Below are 16,254 nucleotides of genomic sequence, written 5' to 3' on the forward strand. Positions count from 1 at the left end.
CTGATGGTGTCGTATCCGTGTGACGTGTGGTGGACGTCAGCCGGCGAGGGGGCCGGTGAGCACGGTGTCGATGACGTAGACGGTCGCGTTGGCCGTCTGGATGCCGCCGCACACGATGTTGGCGGTGGCGGCACCGTCGGTGACGGTGACGTTGTCCGGGTCGGAGGCCGGGTCGCCCTCGACGGTCAGCGGGTCGCCGGCCAGCGGGGTCTGCTCGCCCTCGATGGAGTCGGGCTGGACCCGCTCGCCGAGCACGTGGTGCTGCAGGACGGTGGCCAGCGGGCTGTTGGCCTCGGCGGCGCCGTCGAGCAGGCCCTGCAGGTCAGCGGCGGGGATCTTCTCGAAGGCCGAGTCGGCCGGCGCGAAGACGGTGTACGACGCGGACTCGTCGTTGAGGGTGTCGACCAGGCCGGGCACCGCGGAGACGGCGGCGACGAGGGTCTTGAGCAGCGGGTTGGTGCTGGCGGCCTCGCCGACCGGCTGGTCGGTCATGGCGGTCAGACCACCGGCGGCGTCGCCCTGGGGCAGGTCGCCACAGGCCGGGCCGAAGGCGGCGTCAGAGGTGCCACCCTCCTCGCTGGACTCGGACTCCGAGGGGGCCGGCGCGGCCGACTCGGAGGTGCCCTCGCTGGTGCCGGAGCCGGTGGTGGGCTCGTCCTCCTCGCCGCAGGCGGCGAGACCGAGGGACAGGGTGAGGACGGCAGCAGCGGCGGTGCCGCGGCGGATGAGCTTGGTGTTCATGGAGGTGAGACCTTCCGATTGGGGACTTACAGGGGTTGTTCGGCGTGACGGGCCGAGCGGATGGGGCCAGATCGAGGTTTTGGGGTGATCCGGGTCACTCGACGCGGAAGAGGAGCGTGTGGATGCCGCTGGCACCACCGGGGTACGGCTGGGCGCGCACGTCGGTCTGGACCTTGCCGTTGCCGTCGACCACGCGCGCGGAGACGGAGTGGCTGCCGGGCTCGAGCGCGTCGGGGACCTGGAAGTACCACTGGCGCCAGTAGACGGCGTTGACGTCGCCGCCGAGCGTGGCCTCGGTCCACGGGCCGCCGTCGAGCTGCACCTGGACCTTGTTCACGCCGCCGTCGAACTGCGCCCAGGCGACGCCGCCGACCAGGAGCTCCTTGCCGTCGATGGGCTGGGCGCTGCGCGGGGTGTCGATGCGGGCCGAGGGCTTGATCGGCGCCCGGGTGTCCCAGTCGCGCTCGGTCCAGTAGGACTCCCGATCCTTGTACGTCGTGAACGTCAGGCGGGTGACCCACTTGGTGGCGCTGATGAAGCCGTAGAGGCCGGGGATGACCACCCGCACCGGGAACCCGTGCTCGCGCGGCAGCTGCTCGCCGTTCATGCCGACGCACAGCAGGGCCTCGCGGCCGTCGGTCAGCAGGTCGTACGGCGTCCCGATGGTCATGCCGTCGAAGTCGGTCGCCAGCATCTGGTCGACGCCGTCGCGCGGCTTGGCCCGGTCGATGAGGGTCTGGAGTGGCACGCCGAGCCAGCGGGCGGCGCCGACGTACTTGCCGCCGACGGTGTTGGAGACGCAGGTCAGCGTGATGTCGCGCTCGACGAACTCCATCTCGAGCAGCTCGTCGAAGGTGATGGAGAACTCGTTCTCCACGTCGCCGTCGATGGTCAGCGTCCAGGTGTCGGCGTCGACGACGGGCACGTCGAGCCGGGTGTCGACGCGGTAGAAGTCGGCGTTGGGCACCTGCAGCGGCGAGATGCCGGGGTAGGTCTTGCTCAGGTCGGCGGGCAGGGCGGCCGGCACCTCGCCGGAGGCCGCCTGGGGCAGCGCGATCTTCTGGGCCTTGGACTTCGCGGCCGTGATGAAGCGGCCCGCGCCGCCGGCGACCACGGCCACGGCGGTCAGCACGGCGGAGGCGACCAGGACGCCGCGGCGGCTCGGGCCTCGGGCCGCGTCCGGCTCGCGCTCGGGCCGGGTGGCGGGGTCGTCGGAGCTGACGGTGTCGCGGGCGTCCTTGCCGGGGGTGTCGGAGAGGACCGCGCGGGGCTTCTCCGACCCGCCCGTGCGGCCGGGGACGCTCATCGCGGGCGCCGTGCCGCGGGCCAGGCCGTCGAGCCACCACAGCGCCGCCACCGCGGCCACCAGGGCCACGAGGGAGGGCACGAGGTCGAGGACGCCGAAGACCGGTCCGGTGATGAGCACCAGGACGGGCGCGGCGATCATCAGCACCAGCACGACCGCGCCGGCCTGCCAGCTGCGGCGGGCGACGAGGCCGGCCACCAGGGCGAGGACGAGCACGCCCACGGCCACGTTGGCCTGCAGGAACAGCTTGTCGTTCTCGCCGAACTGCTCGATGGCCCAGTCCTTGACCGGGGCCATGAACCCCTCGGTGCCGACGCCGACGACCCACGTGCCCAGCGCCGAGACCGGGGAGGTGCTGGGCTTGAAGAGCGAGGCGAGGAGCTGGGCCAGTCCGACGCCGAAGAGCGTGGAGACGAGCCCGATCAGTGCGTAGAGCCAGCGGGGGCGGGTGGGCGCGGCGCGGCGGGCGCGCGAGGGTGAAGCCATGGGTGGTGTTCGTCGCGGAGGGCCTCGGCGGATGGGGTGCGGCAGGATGAGTCCATGGCCGACGACGTGACTTACCACACCCCAGCGAAGACGGCTCCGGCCGCCGGAGCGGCCGACGAGCTCGTGCACCTCGCCGTCGACGAGGCGGTCGCCACCATCACGCTCGACTCGCCCCACAACCGCAACGCCCTGTCCCGCCAGCTCGTCACCGAGCTCGCCGACCGGCTCGACCGGGCCGCGGCCGACGACGCCGTCCGCGTCGTCGTCGTCACCTCGGCCGACCGGGTCTTCTGCTCCGGCGCCGACCTGTCGGAGGCCTCGACCGACGGCATGGAGGCCGGTACCCGCGCGATCGTGGCCCTGCAGCGCTCGATCGTGGCCATGGGCAAGCCCGTCGTCGCCGTCGTCCGCGGCCCGGTGCGGGCCGGCGGCACCGGCATCGTCGCGGCCTGCGACGTCGTGGTCGCGGCCGAGGAGGCGTCGTTCGCGCTGACCGAGGTCAAGCTCGGGCTCGCGCCGGCCGTGATCTCGCTGACCGTGCTGCCCCGGCTGACCTCGCGGGCGGCGGCCTGGGCCTGCCTCGGCGGCGCGACGTTCCGCGGGGCCGAGGCCGTCGAGATGGGCCTGGTCACCCGGGCCGTGCCGGCCGACCGGCTCGACGAGGTGGCCCGCGAGGTGTGCGCCGAGCTCGCCACCGGCGCCCCGCAGGGCCTGCGGGAGACCAAGGCGCTGCTGTCCCGCGACCTGCTCGACCGCATCGACGCCCGCGCCGACGAGGTCGCCGCGCTCTCGGCCCGGCTCTTCGCCTCCGACGAGGCCCGCCAGGCGATGACCGCCTTCCTCTCCCGTGGCCGGTGACCCTCGCTGAGACGGGTCTCTCACCGCGGACTTCGCCGTCGACGTACGCCGGAGGGCCGGACCTTTGTAGAGTCTTCCTCTTGCCTTCGGCGCCGAGGGGGCGCCGTCCGCGTTGGAGGACCCAGCAGTGAGTGACAAGCTCGTCGAGCAGGAGATCGCGCGCGAGCAGGCGTTCGTCGACCGCGTGCACCGGCAGCTCGTGGACGCCGGCCGCGCGGCCCAGCAGCTCGCCCGCGAGGGCCACGACCGCGGGCGCCTGGGCCACGAGGGTGGCCTCGTCGAGCGCGACGCGATGGTGTTCCAGGCCGCCAAGCGCCTCGCCCAGCTCGACGCCGCCCACGAAGGCCTGGTCTTCGGCCGCCTCGACCTGCGGCCCGAGCGCGACCCCGAGCCCCGCTACGTCGGCCGCATCGGGCTGCGCGACGAGAACCGCGACTCCCTGCTCATCGACTGGCGCGCCCCGGCCGCCGCGGTGTTCTACCAGGCCACCGCGGCCGAGCCCCACGACGTCGTACGCCGGCGGGTGCTGCGCTCGCACGGCACGACCGTGACCGGGGTCGAGGACGAGCTGCTCGACGCCGAGGCCAACGTCGACGACCTGCCGATCCTCGGCGAGGGCGCGCTGATGGCCCAGCTCTCGCGGGCCCGTGACCGCACGATGCACTCGATCGTGGCCACGATCCAGGCCGAGCAGGACAAGGCGATCCGGGCGCCCGGCAAGGGCGTGACGGTCATCAGCGGCGGGCCCGGCGTCGGCAAGACCGTGGTCGCGCTGCACCGCGCGGCCTACCTGCTCTACACCGATCGCCGTCGCTACGAGGCCGGCGGCGTGCTGGTCATCGGCCCCAGCGGCGTCTTCATGCGCTACATCGAGCGCGTCCTGCCCTCCCTCGGCGAGACCGCGGTGGCCCTGCGGTCGCTGGGCGAGGTCGTCGACGGGCTGCGGGGCACCCGGCACGACGAGCCCGCGGTGGCCGACGTCAAGGGGTCGGCGCGGATGGCCGAGCTGCTGCGCCGGGTGGCGCGGCAGCAGGCGCCCGGCAGCCCGCGCGAGTTCCGCGTCTTCTGGTACGACAACACGCTCGTGCTCGACCGCGGCCGCCTCGGTCAGCTGCGCCGCCAGCTGATGTCGCAGGGCCGGCGCAACCAGGTGCTCCCGCGGGTGGCCCGGGCGCTGCTCGACGCGCTGTGGCGCCAGGTGCGCAGCGAGCGCGGCCGCGACCGCGGCCGGGAGCTGTTCGACGACGACCTGCTCGGCAACGACGACTTCGTCGACTTCGCCGCCGCCTGGTGGCCACCGCTGACCGCGGTCGAGGTGCTCGGCTGGCTGCGCGACCCCGAGCTGCTGGCCCGGGTCGGCGAGGGCGTCGTCGGCGCCGAGGAGCAGCGGCTGCTGCTGAAGTCGTGGCCCGCCCCGGCCGAGGGCGGCCATGGTCGCCGGGAGCCCGACCTCAGCATCCAGGACGTGCCGCTGGTCGACGAGCTGCGCTACGCCCTCGGCGACGTGCCCGCCCGCGCCGACGACGAGCGCGACGACCCACTGGGCGCCATCGTGGGCGGGGTCGACCTGCAGGAGCTGGTCACCGCCTCCGACCGGGAGTACGCCCCCGCCGGCCGAGCGTGGGCGCCGCCGACCGGCTCGATCGAGGACGACGGCTACGCCCACGTGCTGGTCGACGAGGCCCAGGACCTGACGCCGATGCAGTGGCGCATGGTCGGCCGTCGTGGCCGCACCGCCTCGTGGACCATCGTCGGCGACCCCGCGCAGTCGTCGTGGCCCGTGCCCGCGGAGTCCGAGGCCGCCCGCGCCGAGGCGCTCGCCGGCAAGCCCGTGCACGCCTTCCACCTCTCGACCAACTACCGCAACTCCAGCGAGATCTACGCCTTCGCCGCGGCGTACGCCGAGCGGGTCGGCCTCGACGCCGACCTGCCCACGGCGGTCCGCTCGACCGGGGTCGAGCCGAGGGTCGTCGGCCCGGTGCCCGACCTCGAGGCCGCGACCCGCGAGGCCGTGGTCGAGGTGGCGGGCCGGGTCGGCGGCACCGTCGGCATCGTGGTGCCCGTGGCCCGCCGCTCCGAGGTCAACGCCTGGCTGGCCTCCTGGCCCGAGCTGGCCGACGACGCCACCGGCGCCCGGGCCGCTGTCGACTCCTCGGTCACGCCCTCGGGCGACGACCGGGTGGTCGTGCTGACCGGCCTCGACACCAAGGGCCTCGAGTTCGACGCCATCGTCGTCGTCCGCCCGCAGGAGATCGAGGACGAGTCGGCCACCGGCCGCGCCACCCTGTACGTCGTGCTCACCCGCGCCACCCAGCTGCTGACCACCGTCTCCTGAGCCCGCGCTGCGTCGGTCGGGACGGGCGGGCGGTCGGGCGGCCCGGGGGCCGAGGGGTCGACCGGCCGGTTTAGCAGAGGCTTAACCCCGGCTTGGCGCGGCCACAGCGTGCGGCGCGGCAACCTCCGAGGTGTCATCGCACCCCACCTCGTCTGGAGCCCACCATGTCCCGCGTCCTGCGCACCTCGTCCCTCGCCGCCACCGCCGTCGCCGCGCTCGTCCTCACCGCCTGCGGCTCTGACGGCGACGGCGACGCGGCCCCGGTCGCCGCCGCCCCGACCAGCGACACCGCCCCCTCGAGCGCGCCGAGCCAGGGCTCCTCCGCCCCGGCCCCGGCCGACGGGTCCGACCAGACCGACCAGACCGACGGGTCTGCCGCCACGGCCGACGGCGCGGTGCTCGCGGCGGCCTCGACGGCCGTGGCCGCCGTACCGGGGTCGACGCTGTTCTCCGTCGACCGTGAAGACGCGGGGACCTGGGAGGTCACCGTGGTGACCGAGGACGGCACCGAGAACGACGTCGACGTCGACGAGGCCGGCACGACCGTCGTCGGAGGTCCCCGCGTCGACCGCGACGACGCCGACGACGCCGACGACCTGGCCGAGCGGCAGCAGCTGCTGGCCGACGCGACCGTCGACCACGAGGCAGCCGTGCGGACCGCGGCGGCCGAGGCCGGTGCGGGCTCGGAGCTGACCGACCTCGACCTCGACCTGGAGCGCGGGCAGGCCGTGTGGCAGGTCGGGTTCGGCGACGACACGGCGACCGAGCAGACCGTCCTGGTCGACGCCGTGACCGGTGAGGTCGTGGGCGTCGACCAGGACGACTGAGGAGGCCCGAGGGCTCAGCCCTCGGCGGGCTCCAGCCGCTTGGCGGCGCCGTCGGCGCCCCGCTTGAGCAGCGACTCCAGGTCGATGCCGGTCGTGGTCTTGAGCATCGACAGGGTCTGGACGACGTTGTCGTTGACCTGGCGGGGCAGTGCGCCGGCGCCGTCGGTGGACACGACGGTCAGCTGGTCGATGGCGCCCATCGGGGCCGCCACCTCGCGGGCGACCTGCGGGAGCACCTCGATGAGCATCTGCAGCACCGCGGCGTCGTTGTAGTTGGCGAACGCCTCGGCCCGCTTGTCCATGGCCTCCGCCTCGGCCGAGCCGACCGCCAACGTCGCGGCCGCCTGGGCCTCGCCCTCCGCGCGGGTCGCGTCGGCCTCCGCCGTGCGGCGGGCCTTCTCGGCCTCACCGCGGCGGGCGCCCTCGATGGCCTCGGCCTCGGCGAGCGCGGCGCGGCGGGACTTCTCCGCCTCACCGGTGAGCCGGGCCTCCTCGGCCTTGGCCTGCGCGGCGGCGATGGTCGAGGCCTTGCGGGCGTCGGCGGCCGCGATCTCGGCCGACCGCTTGGCCTCGGCCTCCTGCTCGACGCGGTAGCGCTCGGCGTCGGCCGGCTTGCGGACCTCGGTCTCGAGCTTGCGCTCGGTCAGCGCGGCCTGGCGCACGGCGACCTTCTCCTGCTCGGTGAGGATCGCCTGGTCGCGGTCGGCCTGGGCCAGCGGACCGGAGGCAGCGGCCTGGGCCGACGCGGCGTCGGTCTCGGCCTTGATCTCGGCCTGCTTGAGCGCCAGCGTGCGCTGGGCGACCGCGATCTCCTGCTCGGCCGCGATCCGGGCCTGCTCGGCCGCGCGCAGCGCCTCGGCCTCGGCGATCTTGGCCGTCTGGCTGACCCGCGCGGCCTCCGGACGACCGAGGTCGGCCAGGTAGCTGCCGTCGTCGGTGACGTCCTGGATCTGGAAGGTGTCGAGGATCAGGCCCTGCCCGGTGAGGGAGTTCTCCGACTCGTCGGCCACCCGCTGCGCGAACGCCGCCCGGTCGCGGATGATCTGCTCGACCGTCAGGCCGCCCACGATGGAGCGGAGCGCGCCGGCCAGCACCTCCTGGGTGAACGGCTCGACGTCCTGCTGCTGGCTGAGGAACCGCTGGGCGGCCAGCCGGATCTGGTCGGCGTTGCCGCCCACCTTGACGATGGCCACGCCCTCGACGTTCAGCTTGATGCCCTGGCCGGAGACCGCGCCGCGGATCTGCACCGAGATGCGCCGCGACGAGAGGTCCATCGTCGCCTGCTTCTGCACGAACGGGATGACGAAGACGCCGCCGCCGAGGACGACCTTCTGGCCGGACAGGTCGGTGCTCAGCTGGCCCGTCTCCGGGTTGAGCACGGCCTTGCCCTTGCGGCCGGTGATGATGAACGCCTGGTTGGGGCCGGCGACCTTGTAGCGACTGGTGACCAGCAGGACGACCAGCAGGACCAGGACGACGAGCCCGATCACGGGGCCGAGGACGGAGTCGAACATGGGTTGGCTCCTTCTTGTTGGGGGTTGCGGGGTCCCGAGAGGGGTCGGTGGCCCTGCGGGGTCGGCCTAGGGGCCGGCCCACAGGGGCGAGACGGTCACGGCGGTCGGGGACAGGACGCCGGTGACGTGGACGCGGGTGCCGGACTCGAGCGGGAGGTCAGCCCGTGCGTTGAACCGCAGCGTGTGTCCTCCTACCCAGACCTCGACCGCCCCGAACCCCGCGTCGGGCACGGCCGAGAGCACCCGGCCCTCGCGGCCCACGACGTCGTCGGCCGCGGGCACGTCGTCGGTCGCCCCGCCGCGCACCAGGCGGGTCAGGCCGGCCGCCCCGGCGCCGAAGACGACGCCCGCGGCCACGCCGACCAGCGCCGCCGGGCCCTCGGCCAGGCCGGCCTGCAGGGCGATCGCGCCGCCGAAGCCGAGCGCGGAGACGAACGCGCCGAGCACCTCGGTGGAGAACCAGTCGGCGTCGAGGCCCGGCAGGACGCCCTCGGCGAGGTCGCCGAGGACCAGCGAGACGGCGATGACGGCGAGTCCGACGACGCCGATGACGAGGAAGAGGGCCATGACCCATGTTACTCCGGTCACCGCCGGCCCGGCGTGACCGCTGTCGAGGCCGAGGCCGAGGCCGACGGTGGTCGAGGACGGCGCCCCTCGAACCCACCCCTGGCGCCTGTCCCGAGACCACGGGCCGAGGCCCGGGGGAGGGCGCCCCTAGGATCCGGGCATGACCGACGCCTCGCCCGCACGGGCCGCCCGGGACGCCATCGCCGCGCTCCAGGGGCACGAGGCGTGGGCGATCATCCGCCGCTCGACCCGGGCCGGCGACCGCGACACGGTCGGCCTGGTGGGCGGTCGGCGCAGCGAGGTGGCCTCCATCCTCGACGTGCCGCTCGAGGAGGGGCCGCCCGCCGACGGCCACCTCGCCGACCGGCTGGTCGCCATCCCGTTCCGCCAGGTCGCCGAACGCGGGTTCGAGGCCCACGACGACGGCACCCCGCTGGTCGTGGTCGACATCGAGACCGAGCTGGAGTTCTCCGTCGCCGAGGTGGTCGAGGCCATCGACCCGGTGCCGGTCGAGCTCGCCGACGTGGGCGGCTTCGAGACCAGCGACGAGGAGTACGCCGAGCTGGTCCGCACCATCATCGACGACGAGATCGGCCAGGGCGAGGGCGCCAATCTCGTCGTCGGCCGCCCCTACCGCGCCACCGTCGCCGACTGGGGCCCCCAGGTCGCGCTGACCGTCTTCCGGCGGCTGCTCGAGCGCGAGCGCGGCGCCTACTGGACCTACGTCTTCTTCACCGGCGACCGCTACCTCATCGGGGCCAGCCCCGAGCGCCACGTCAGCGTCCACGGCGGCGACGTCCGGATGAACCCCATCTCCGGCACCTTCCGCATCCCCGCCGCCGACGACGAGAAGGGCGGCGCGCGCACCCAGCTGCTCGACTTCCTGCGCGACGAGAAGGAGATCTACGAGCTCTTCATGGTCGTCGACGAGGAGCTCAAGATGATGTGCGACATCTGCCACGAGGGCGGCCAGGTGCTCGGGCCGTTCCTCAAGCCGATGAGCCGCCTCGTCCACACCGAGTACCTCCTGGCCGGCCGCACCGACCGCGACCCGCGCGAGGTCCTGCGCGACACGATGTACGCCGCCACGGTGACCGGCAGCCCGGTCGAGAACGCCTGCCGCCTCATCAAGCAGTACGAGACCGAGGGCCGCGGCTACTACGGCGCCGCGCTGGCCATCCTCGGCCGCGACGCCGACGGGGGCGCGGTCGTCGACAGCCCGATCGTCATCCGCACCGCCGACGTCAAGCCCGACGGCCGGCTCACCGTGACCGCCGGCGCGACGCTCGTGCGCGACAGCGACGCGGCGTACGAAGTGGCCGAGACGCACGCCAAGGCGGGCGGCATCCTCTCCGCGTTCGGGCTGGTCCCGCCGGCGCCGGTGCCCGACGTCGACCTGGCCGAGCTGGTGGCCGACGAGGACGTGCTGCTCACCCTCAACGCCCGCAACCGGCGGCTGAGCCGCTTCTGGCTGACCGACCAGGCGGGCGCGCCGCCCGACCCGCGGCTGGCGGGCCGCTCGGTGGTCGTGCTCGACAACGAGGACGACTTCGTCAACATGCTCGGCCACGTGCTCGGCGTGCTCGGTCTCGAGGTCACCACCGTGCGCCACGAGGACTGGGTGCCCGGCGCCCTCGACGGCCACGACCTCGTCATCGTCGGCCCCGGGCCGGGCGACCCGCGCGACGGCGACGACCCCAAGATCGCCACCGTGCGCGCCGCGGTCGAGGAGCTGCTGGCCGCCGAGCGCACGTTCCTCGCGGTGTGCCTGGGCCACCAGGTGCTCTGCGACCGGCTCGGCATCGACCTGGCCTACAAGGACATCGTCTTCCAGGGCACCCAGTCCGCCGTGCCCTACGACGGCCGCACCGAGCGCGTCGGGTTCTACAACACCTTCGTCGGGCGGGTCGCCGCCGACGGCACCGTGCCCGACGGCGTGCGCGCGGGCGTCTCGGTCGACGTCGACGCCGGGTCCGGCGACGTCCACCACGTGCGCGGGCCGGGCTTCCGCGGCATCCAGTTCCACGCCGAGTCGATCCTCACCGAGCGCGGCTACGACCTGCTCCACGAGCTCGTGGCCGACCTGCTGCTGGAGCGGTGACGCCGGCCGCCCCCGACGTCGTGGTGGTCGACCACCACGACTCCTACACCTGGAGCCTGGTCCACCTCGTCGCCTCCGTCACCGGCGTCCTGCCGCGGGTGGTGCAGCACGACGAGGTCGAGCCCGACGACGTGCTGCGCCACTCCCACGTGGTGCTCTCGCCCGGCCCCGGGTCGCCCGACGTCGCCGCCGACTTCGCGGTCGGCCGCGAGGTGCTGCGCGACGGCCGTCGGCCCGTGCTCGGCGTCTGCCTCGGCCTGCAGGGCCTCGTGACGGCGTACGGCGGCACGGTGGGGCGCGTCGTCCCGGCCCACGGCGTCGTGGCGCGGGTGGGCCACGACGGCCGCGGGGTCTTCGCGGGGCTGCCGCAGGGGTTCGCCGCGGTGCGCTACCACTCGCTCGCCGCGCTGGCCGTGCCCGACGACCTCGAGGTCACCGCGCACGCCGACGACGGCACGGTGATGGGGGTCCGGCACCGCACGCGCCCGCAGGAGGGCGTGCAGTTCCACCCGGAGTCGGTGCTCTCCGAGCACGGCGCGGCGATGGTGGCGTCGTTCCTGGGGGGCGCCGGGTGACGGGGGCCAGCGAGGTGGAGGCGCTGTTCGCCTCCGTCGCGGCCGAGCACCCGCGGTGCGTGTGGCTCGACGGCGGCGGCGGCCGGGACTGGTCGGGCCGGCGCTCGGTCCTGGCCTGGCTCGACCCCGACGACGTGTCGCTGAGCTACTCGGCCGCGACGCGGGAAGTGACGCGGTGGTCCGGCGGGCGGGGCACGGTCGTCGGCGACGACGTGTTCGCGGTGCTCGAGCGGGAGCTGGCCGAGGGTGGCCCCTGGTTCGGCTACCTCGGGTACGCCGCCCGCCCCGACCTCCCCGCCGCCCCCGACCCCTGGCTGCCCGACGCGGTGTGGATGCGTCCCTCACACGTGCGGGCGTTCGACCACGAGCCGGCGTCACCGACCTCAGGGTCCGTCGACGACGTCTCGTCGGTGGACCCTGAGGACCACCACTCGAGTGGTGGTGCCCAGCCGCCTCCCGCCTACCGCGCCGCGTTCGCCCGCGTCCAGGAGCACCTCCACGCGGGCAACACCTACGAGGTCAACCTCACCCACCGGCTCGAGCGTCGCAGCGACCTCGACCCGGTCACCGTCTACCGGCGGCTGCGCGCGCTCAACCCGGCGCCGTACGCGGGGTTCCTGCAGCACGACGTGCCGGGCGCGCGGGCGTGGCTGCTGGGGTCGAGCCCGGAGCGCTACGCCCTGGTCACGGCCGACCGCACGATCGAGACCAAGCCGATCAAGGGCACGACGCCGCGCGGCGCGGCGCCGGAGGCCGACGAGCGGCAGCGGCGCCACCTGGCCGCCGACGCCAAGTTCCGTGCCGAGAACCTGATGATCGTCGACCTCCTGCGTCACGACCTGGCCCAGGTCTGCGAGGTGGGCAGCGTCGAGGTGCCCGAGCTGATGGCGGTCGAGTCCTACGCCGCGGTGCACCAGCTCGTCTCGACGGTCCGCGGGCGGCTCCGGCCGGAGGTCTCGACGGTGCAGGCGCTGCGGGCGCTGTTCCCGGCCGGGTCGATGACCGGGGCGCCCAAGCGGCGCACGATGGAGGTCGTCGGCGAAGTCGAGCAGACACCCCGCGGCGCGTACGCCGGCGCGTTCGGCTGGCTCTCGGCCGACGGCCGGGCCGACCTCGGGGTCGTGATCCGGACGCTGACGACCGCCGGCGACGGCACCTACCGGGTCGGCACCGGGGGTGGGCTCACCGTGCTCTCCGACGTCGCGGAGGAGTGGGCCGAGACCCAGGCCAAGACGAGCCGGGTGCTGGCCGCGCTCGACGAGGTCTGACGGTCGCGGCCCTACTGCGTCGGCTGGTCGGTCGGCGAGGCGCCGGGCGCGTCGTCGGTGATGCCGGACTCCGAGGCGTGCTCGGCGAGGCCGCCGAGCACGGCGGTGACGGCGGTGACGATCCGCGGGCGCTGGAACGGCGGCGGCTGGAGCGCGTTGACCACCTGCACCAGGCGACCGTTGCGCACGAACCCGGTCACCGCCAGCGTGCCGTCGTCGGCCACGTCGGAGATGACGCGGGCGTCGTCGGCGCCGGGGACCTCGGGCGAGGCGACCTGGGTCCGCCCGGCGACTTCCTGGTTGCCGAAGGTGCGCAGCAGGTCGTCGAGGGTGCCGGCGTACAGCTGGTAGCTGACGTCGACCGCCGGGTCGCCCTCGGCGGTCGGGGCGAAGGAGCACTGCGGCTCGGCGTCGGTGCCGGTGCGGACGGTGAACCGCACGCCGAACGACGTCGAGACCGCCTCGGGGTCGAGGCCGTCGCAGGGGTTCCACAGCTCGGGGGCGTCGGCGGGCAGCGAGGGCCGCTCACCCGTCGTGGGCGCGTCGTCGTCGCCCCCGCAGGCCACGAGGCCGCCGGCGAGGGCGAGCGCGGCGGCCGCGGTCGCGACGGACCGCACGAGGTCACGCACCGGGCCTCCCGGGGAGCTCGAGGACGAGGCGGGCGCCGCCCTCCGGCGACTCCTCGGCGCGCACGCGCCCGGCGTGGCGCTCGGCCACCTGGCGCACGATCGACAGGCCGAGGCCCGAGCCGGGCATCGACCGTGACTCCTCGGCCCGCCAGAACCGGTCGAAGACGGCCTCGCGGTCCTCGGGCGCGATGCCCGGACCCTCGTCGTCGACGGTCAGGGTCGCCGTCTGGTCGCCGTGCGTGAGGCGCACCCGGATGGTGGAGCCGGCCGGACCCCACTTGGCGGCGTTGTCGAGCAGGTTGGTCACCGCCCGCTCGAGCGCCGGCGCCTCGCCGACGACCTCCCAGGGGACGGTCTCGACGTCGAGGGTCTTGTCGGGCGCGCGGCGGCGCACCCGCTGCACGGAGGCGTCGACGATCTCGCTGAGGTCGACCTCGCCCACGACCGGGGCGAGCGGCTCGTCGCGGGCCAGCTCGGTGAGGTCGCCGATGAGCGTGGTCAGCTCGTCGGTCTGGGCACGGATGTCCTCGAGCAGCTCGGCGCGCTGGCAGGGGTCGATCTCGACCTTGTCGTGGTCGGCCTGCACGAGGAGGTCGACGTTGGTGCGCAGCGAGGTCAGCGGCGTCCTGAGCTCGTGCCCGGCGTCGGTGACCAGGCGGCGCTGCCGGTCGCGGGAGGCCGAGAGGGCGGCCAGCATCTCGTTGAACGCCGTCGAGAGCCGCGCCAGCTCGTCACCTCCCTCGACGGGCAGCGGGTCGAGGCGCTCGGTGCGCGCGATGGTCTCGACCGAGGCGGTCAGCCGGCGCACCGGCCGCAGGCCGTTGCGGGCCACGCCCCAGCCGGCCGCCGTCGCCAGCAGCACGCCGAGGAGGCCGAAGGTGAGGGTGGTCCAACCGAGCTTGGCCAGGAACTCCTCCTGGTCCTGCAGCGACTGCGCGATCACCACGGCCTGGCCGGTGCCCTCGATCGGCACCGCGACCATCCGGAAGCGCTCGCCGCCGATGCCGACGGTGCGGACGCTGACGTCGGAGCGGCCGCGCGCGACGTCGTACTCCGGCTCGCCCATGGGCAGGTCGGAGACGTCGGCCAGGGTGGGGTCGTTGACCACGATGCGCTCGAGGCGGATGTCGGCGGCGCCCGCCGCGACCGAGGACATGTTGTAGAGCCGGTCGTCCTTGGCGTCGAGCGAGGCCAGGCCGGCCGCGCGGGCCCGGTCGACCAGCGAGGTGTCGAGCTGGTTCTGCAGCTGGTCGCGGGCGACGAGGAACGTGCTCAGCGCCATCACCGCGACCGTCAGGCCGACCGCGATGGTGGTGAGCAGGGTGACGCGGCTCGCGAGCGAGCGGCGGTAGTGCCAGCCGGCCGGGGCGGCCGCGGGGGTCTCGGTGCCGGTGGCGCTCATGCTTCCTTCAGCACGTAGCCCACGCCGCGCACGGTGTGCAGCAGGCGCGACTCCCCCTCGGCCTCGGTCTTGCGGCGCAGGTAGCCGACGTAGACCTCGAGGGAGTTGGCGGTGGTGGGGAAGTCGTAGCCCCACACCTCCTCGAGGATGAACGACCGGTCGAGCACCCGGCGCGGCCGGCGCAGGAACAGCTCGAGGAGGGTGAACTCGGTGCGGGTGAGCTCGATGGTGCGCCCGGCCCGGACGACGTCGCGGGTGCTCACGTTCATCGACAGGTCGGCGAAGGTCAGCACCTCCTCGCCGTCGTCGTCGACCGGGACCGCGCGGCGCAGCAGCGCGCGCAGCCGGGCGAGCAGCTCGGGGAGCGCGAAGGGCTTGGTGAGGTAGTCGTCGGCGCCGGCGTCGAGGCCCTCGACCCGGTCGCCCACGGCGTCCTTGGCCGTCAGCACGATGATCGGGACGTCGTGCCCGGCCGCGCGCAGCGCACGGGTCGCCTCGAGCCCGTCGAGGCGGGGCATCATCACGTCCATCACGACCACGTCGGGCGCGACGCTGCCGATGCCGGCCAGCGCCTCGGCGCCGTCGCCGGCCAGGTGGACGTCGTACCCGTTGAACTCCAGCGAGCGGCGCAGCGACTCGCGCACGGCCTTGTCGTCGTCGACGACCAGCACGCGGGACTTGGACGGAGCAGACACGGCCTCCACTCTCGCACGCAGCCCTGAACCGCGTCTGAGAAGCGGACGTGACCCGGGCCTCAGGCGTAGCGGCGGGCGACCTCGGCCGCGCGGGCGCCGTACCCGCCGCCGAACAGGCAGGCGTGCACCAGCAGCGGGAAGAGCTGGAAGAGCCCGACCCGGTCCTCCCAGCCGTCGGCGAGCGGCGCCGCCTCGGCGTAGGCGTCGAGGGTGCGCTGCAGGTGGGGCAGGCCGAACAGGGCGAGCATGGCCAGGTCGGTCTCGCGGTGGCCGCCGTGCGCGGCGGGGTCGACGAGGGCCGTCGTGCCGTCGATGCCGGCGCCGTCGACGGCCCACAGGACGTTGCCGCTCCACAGGTCGCCGTGCAGCCGCGCGGGCGGCTCCTCGGGCACGAGGTCGCCCAGGCGCCGGGCGACGGCGGCCACCGCGGCGGCGTCGTCGGGCTCGATGGCCCCGCGGTCGGCGGCCAGCCTGGTGAAGGGCAGCAGCCGCCGCGTCGCGTGGAACTCCGCCCAGGTGTCGGTCGGGGACCCCGGCAGCGGCAGCCGGCCGATGAACCCGTCGGCCCCGCCCACGCCGCCGTACGACGCCGCGCCGGCCGCGTGGGTGGCGGCCAGCCGGCGCCCGAGGTCGGCGGCCGCGTCGGCCGAGGGGCGGCCGGTCTCGACCCAGGCCAGGACGAGGCAGTCGTCGGCGACGGCCAGCACCTCGGGCACCGGCACGCCCCCGTCGGCCGTGGCCTCGCCCAGCCACCGCAGGCCATCGGCCTCGCGGGCGAAGAACCCGGGCGGCGCCTGGGGCAGCGTCTTGACCAGCGCCTGCCGGCCGTCGGTCAGCCGCAGCTTGGTCGCCACGCACACGTCGCCGCCGGCCACCGGGGCGGTGGCCACGACCGCGGCGCCGAGCAGCTGCTCGGCGCGGCGGGCGACGGCGGGCTGGCGGGCCATCGC

At 74.7% G+C, this 16,254-nt stretch carries 14 protein-coding genes; 6 read left to right on the plus strand and 8 right to left on the minus strand.

Going from position 1 to position 16,254, the window contains the following annotated elements; translation table 11 throughout:
* Window positions 1-36: 36 nt before the first annotated feature.
* Window positions 37-741: a fasciclin domain-containing protein gene (locus FJQ57_RS10895; RefSeq protein WP_139980071.1), complete on the minus strand. Its 705-nt coding sequence runs from the start codon at window positions 739-741 to the stop codon at window positions 37-39.
* 94 nt (window positions 742-835) lie between these two features.
* Window positions 836-2,533, minus strand: coding sequence for a molybdopterin-dependent oxidoreductase (locus tag FJQ57_RS10900; RefSeq protein ID WP_139980073.1), 1,698 nt, complete (start codon window positions 2,531-2,533; stop codon window positions 836-838).
* A 54-nt stretch (window positions 2,534-2,587) separates the two neighbouring features.
* Between FJQ57_RS10900 and FJQ57_RS10905 the strand changes: the two genes are divergently transcribed.
* From FJQ57_RS10905 to FJQ57_RS10915, 3 genes are all read left to right on the plus strand, one after another.
* A complete protein-coding gene (locus FJQ57_RS10905; RefSeq protein ID WP_139980075.1) occupies window positions 2,588-3,391 on the plus strand; it encodes an enoyl-CoA hydratase family protein in 804 nt (267 codons plus the stop codon).
* 127 nt (window positions 3,392-3,518) lie between these two features.
* A complete protein-coding gene (locus FJQ57_RS10910) occupies window positions 3,519-5,726 on the plus strand; it encodes a HelD family protein (protein WP_139980077.1) in 2,208 nt (735 codons plus the stop codon).
* A 164-nt stretch (window positions 5,727-5,890) separates the two neighbouring features.
* Window positions 5,891-6,553: a PepSY domain-containing protein gene (locus FJQ57_RS10915; RefSeq protein ID WP_139980078.1), complete on the plus strand. Its 663-nt coding sequence runs from the start codon at window positions 5,891-5,893 to the stop codon at window positions 6,551-6,553.
* 14 nt (window positions 6,554-6,567) lie between these two features.
* Here the strand turns inward: FJQ57_RS10915 and FJQ57_RS10920 are convergent, their stop codons facing one another.
* A complete protein-coding gene (locus FJQ57_RS10920) occupies window positions 6,568-8,067 on the minus strand; it encodes a flotillin family protein (RefSeq protein ID WP_139980080.1) in 1,500 nt (499 codons plus the stop codon).
* 66 nt (window positions 8,068-8,133) lie between these two features.
* Complete coding sequence (locus tag FJQ57_RS10925) at window positions 8,134-8,634, minus strand: hypothetical protein (protein WP_139980082.1); 501 nt, start codon at window positions 8,632-8,634, stop codon at window positions 8,134-8,136.
* Window positions 8,635-8,794: 160 nt separating this feature from the next.
* Between FJQ57_RS10925 and FJQ57_RS10930 the strand changes: the two genes are divergently transcribed.
* Genes FJQ57_RS10930 through pabB form a run of 3 tightly spaced genes read left to right on the plus strand, consistent with a single transcriptional unit; the run spans window position 8,795 to window position 12,578 of the window.
* Window positions 8,795-10,735, plus strand: a complete 1,941-nt coding sequence (locus FJQ57_RS10930; protein ID WP_139980084.1) for an anthranilate synthase family protein — start codon at window positions 8,795-8,797, stop codon at window positions 10,733-10,735.
* On the plus strand, window positions 10,732-11,310 hold the full coding sequence (locus FJQ57_RS10935; RefSeq protein ID WP_139980086.1) for an anthranilate synthase component II: 579 nt from the start codon (window positions 10,732-10,734) through the stop codon (window positions 11,308-11,310). Before FJQ57_RS10930 ends, FJQ57_RS10935 begins: the two co-directional genes overlap by 4 nt.
* Window positions 11,307-12,578 (plus strand): aminodeoxychorismate synthase component I, encoded by a 1,272-nt coding sequence (gene pabB, locus FJQ57_RS10940; protein ID WP_139980088.1) that lies wholly within the window; start codon window positions 11,307-11,309, stop codon window positions 12,576-12,578. Before FJQ57_RS10935 ends, pabB begins: the two co-directional genes overlap by 4 nt.
* 11 nt (window positions 12,579-12,589) lie before the next feature.
* On the opposite strand, the gene FJQ57_RS10945 is transcribed toward pabB, so the two are convergent.
* The 4 genes from FJQ57_RS10945 to FJQ57_RS10960 are packed head-to-tail and all read right to left on the minus strand — an operon-like array spanning window position 12,590 to window position 16,251.
* On the minus strand, window positions 12,590-13,207 hold the full coding sequence (locus FJQ57_RS10945) for a hypothetical protein (RefSeq protein ID WP_139980090.1): 618 nt from the start codon (window positions 13,205-13,207) through the stop codon (window positions 12,590-12,592).
* Complete coding sequence (locus tag FJQ57_RS10950) at window positions 13,200-14,609, minus strand: HAMP domain-containing sensor histidine kinase (protein ID WP_139980092.1); 1,410 nt, start codon at window positions 14,607-14,609, stop codon at window positions 13,200-13,202. Before FJQ57_RS10950 ends, FJQ57_RS10945 begins: the two co-directional genes overlap by 8 nt.
* Window positions 14,606-15,304 carry a response regulator transcription factor gene (locus tag FJQ57_RS10955; RefSeq protein ID WP_170219382.1) on the minus strand — a complete coding sequence of 233 codons (699 nt, stop codon included), beginning with the start codon at window positions 15,302-15,304 and terminating at the stop codon, window positions 14,606-14,608. Before FJQ57_RS10955 ends, FJQ57_RS10950 begins: the two co-directional genes overlap by 4 nt.
* A gap of 59 nt (window positions 15,305-15,363) precedes the next feature.
* Window positions 15,364-16,251, minus strand: coding sequence for a fructosamine kinase family protein (locus FJQ57_RS10960; RefSeq protein WP_139980093.1), 888 nt, complete (start codon window positions 16,249-16,251; stop codon window positions 15,364-15,366).
* Between the last annotated feature and the right edge of the window lie 3 nt (window positions 16,252-16,254).

The sequence above is a fragment of the Nocardioides litoris genome (assembly GCF_006346315.1).
Taxonomy (GTDB): domain Bacteria; phylum Actinomycetota; class Actinomycetes; order Propionibacteriales; family Nocardioidaceae; genus Nocardioides; species Nocardioides litoris.

Bases quoted from the DNA above. Each gene is read 5' to 3' on its own strand.
- FJQ57_RS10895 (WP_139980071.1), bottom strand. From the start codon at position 741: ATGAACACCAAGCTCATCCGCCGCGGCACCGCCGCTGCTGCCGTCCTC.
- FJQ57_RS10900 (WP_139980073.1), bottom strand. From the start codon at position 2,533: ATGGCTTCACCCTCGCGCGCCCGCCGCGCCGCGCCCACCCGCCCCCGC.
- FJQ57_RS10905 (WP_139980075.1), top strand. From the start codon at position 2,588: ATGGCCGACGACGTGACTTACCACACCCCAGCGAAGACGGCTCCGGCC.
- FJQ57_RS10915 (WP_139980078.1), top strand. From the start codon at position 5,891: ATGTCCCGCGTCCTGCGCACCTCGTCCCTCGCCGCCACCGCCGTCGCC.
- FJQ57_RS10920 (WP_139980080.1), bottom strand. From the start codon at position 8,067: ATGTTCGACTCCGTCCTCGGCCCCGTGATCGGGCTCGTCGTCCTGGTC.
- FJQ57_RS10925 (WP_139980082.1), bottom strand. From the start codon at position 8,634: ATGGCCCTCTTCCTCGTCATCGGCGTCGTCGGACTCGCCGTCATCGCC.
- FJQ57_RS10930 (WP_139980084.1), top strand. From the start codon at position 8,795: ATGACCGACGCCTCGCCCGCACGGGCCGCCCGGGACGCCATCGCCGCG.
- FJQ57_RS10950 (WP_139980092.1), bottom strand. From the start codon at position 14,609: ATGAGCGCCACCGGCACCGAGACCCCCGCGGCCGCCCCGGCCGGCTGG.
- FJQ57_RS10960 (WP_139980093.1), bottom strand. From the start codon at position 16,251: ATGGCCCGCCAGCCCGCCGTCGCCCGCCGCGCCGAGCAGCTGCTCGGC.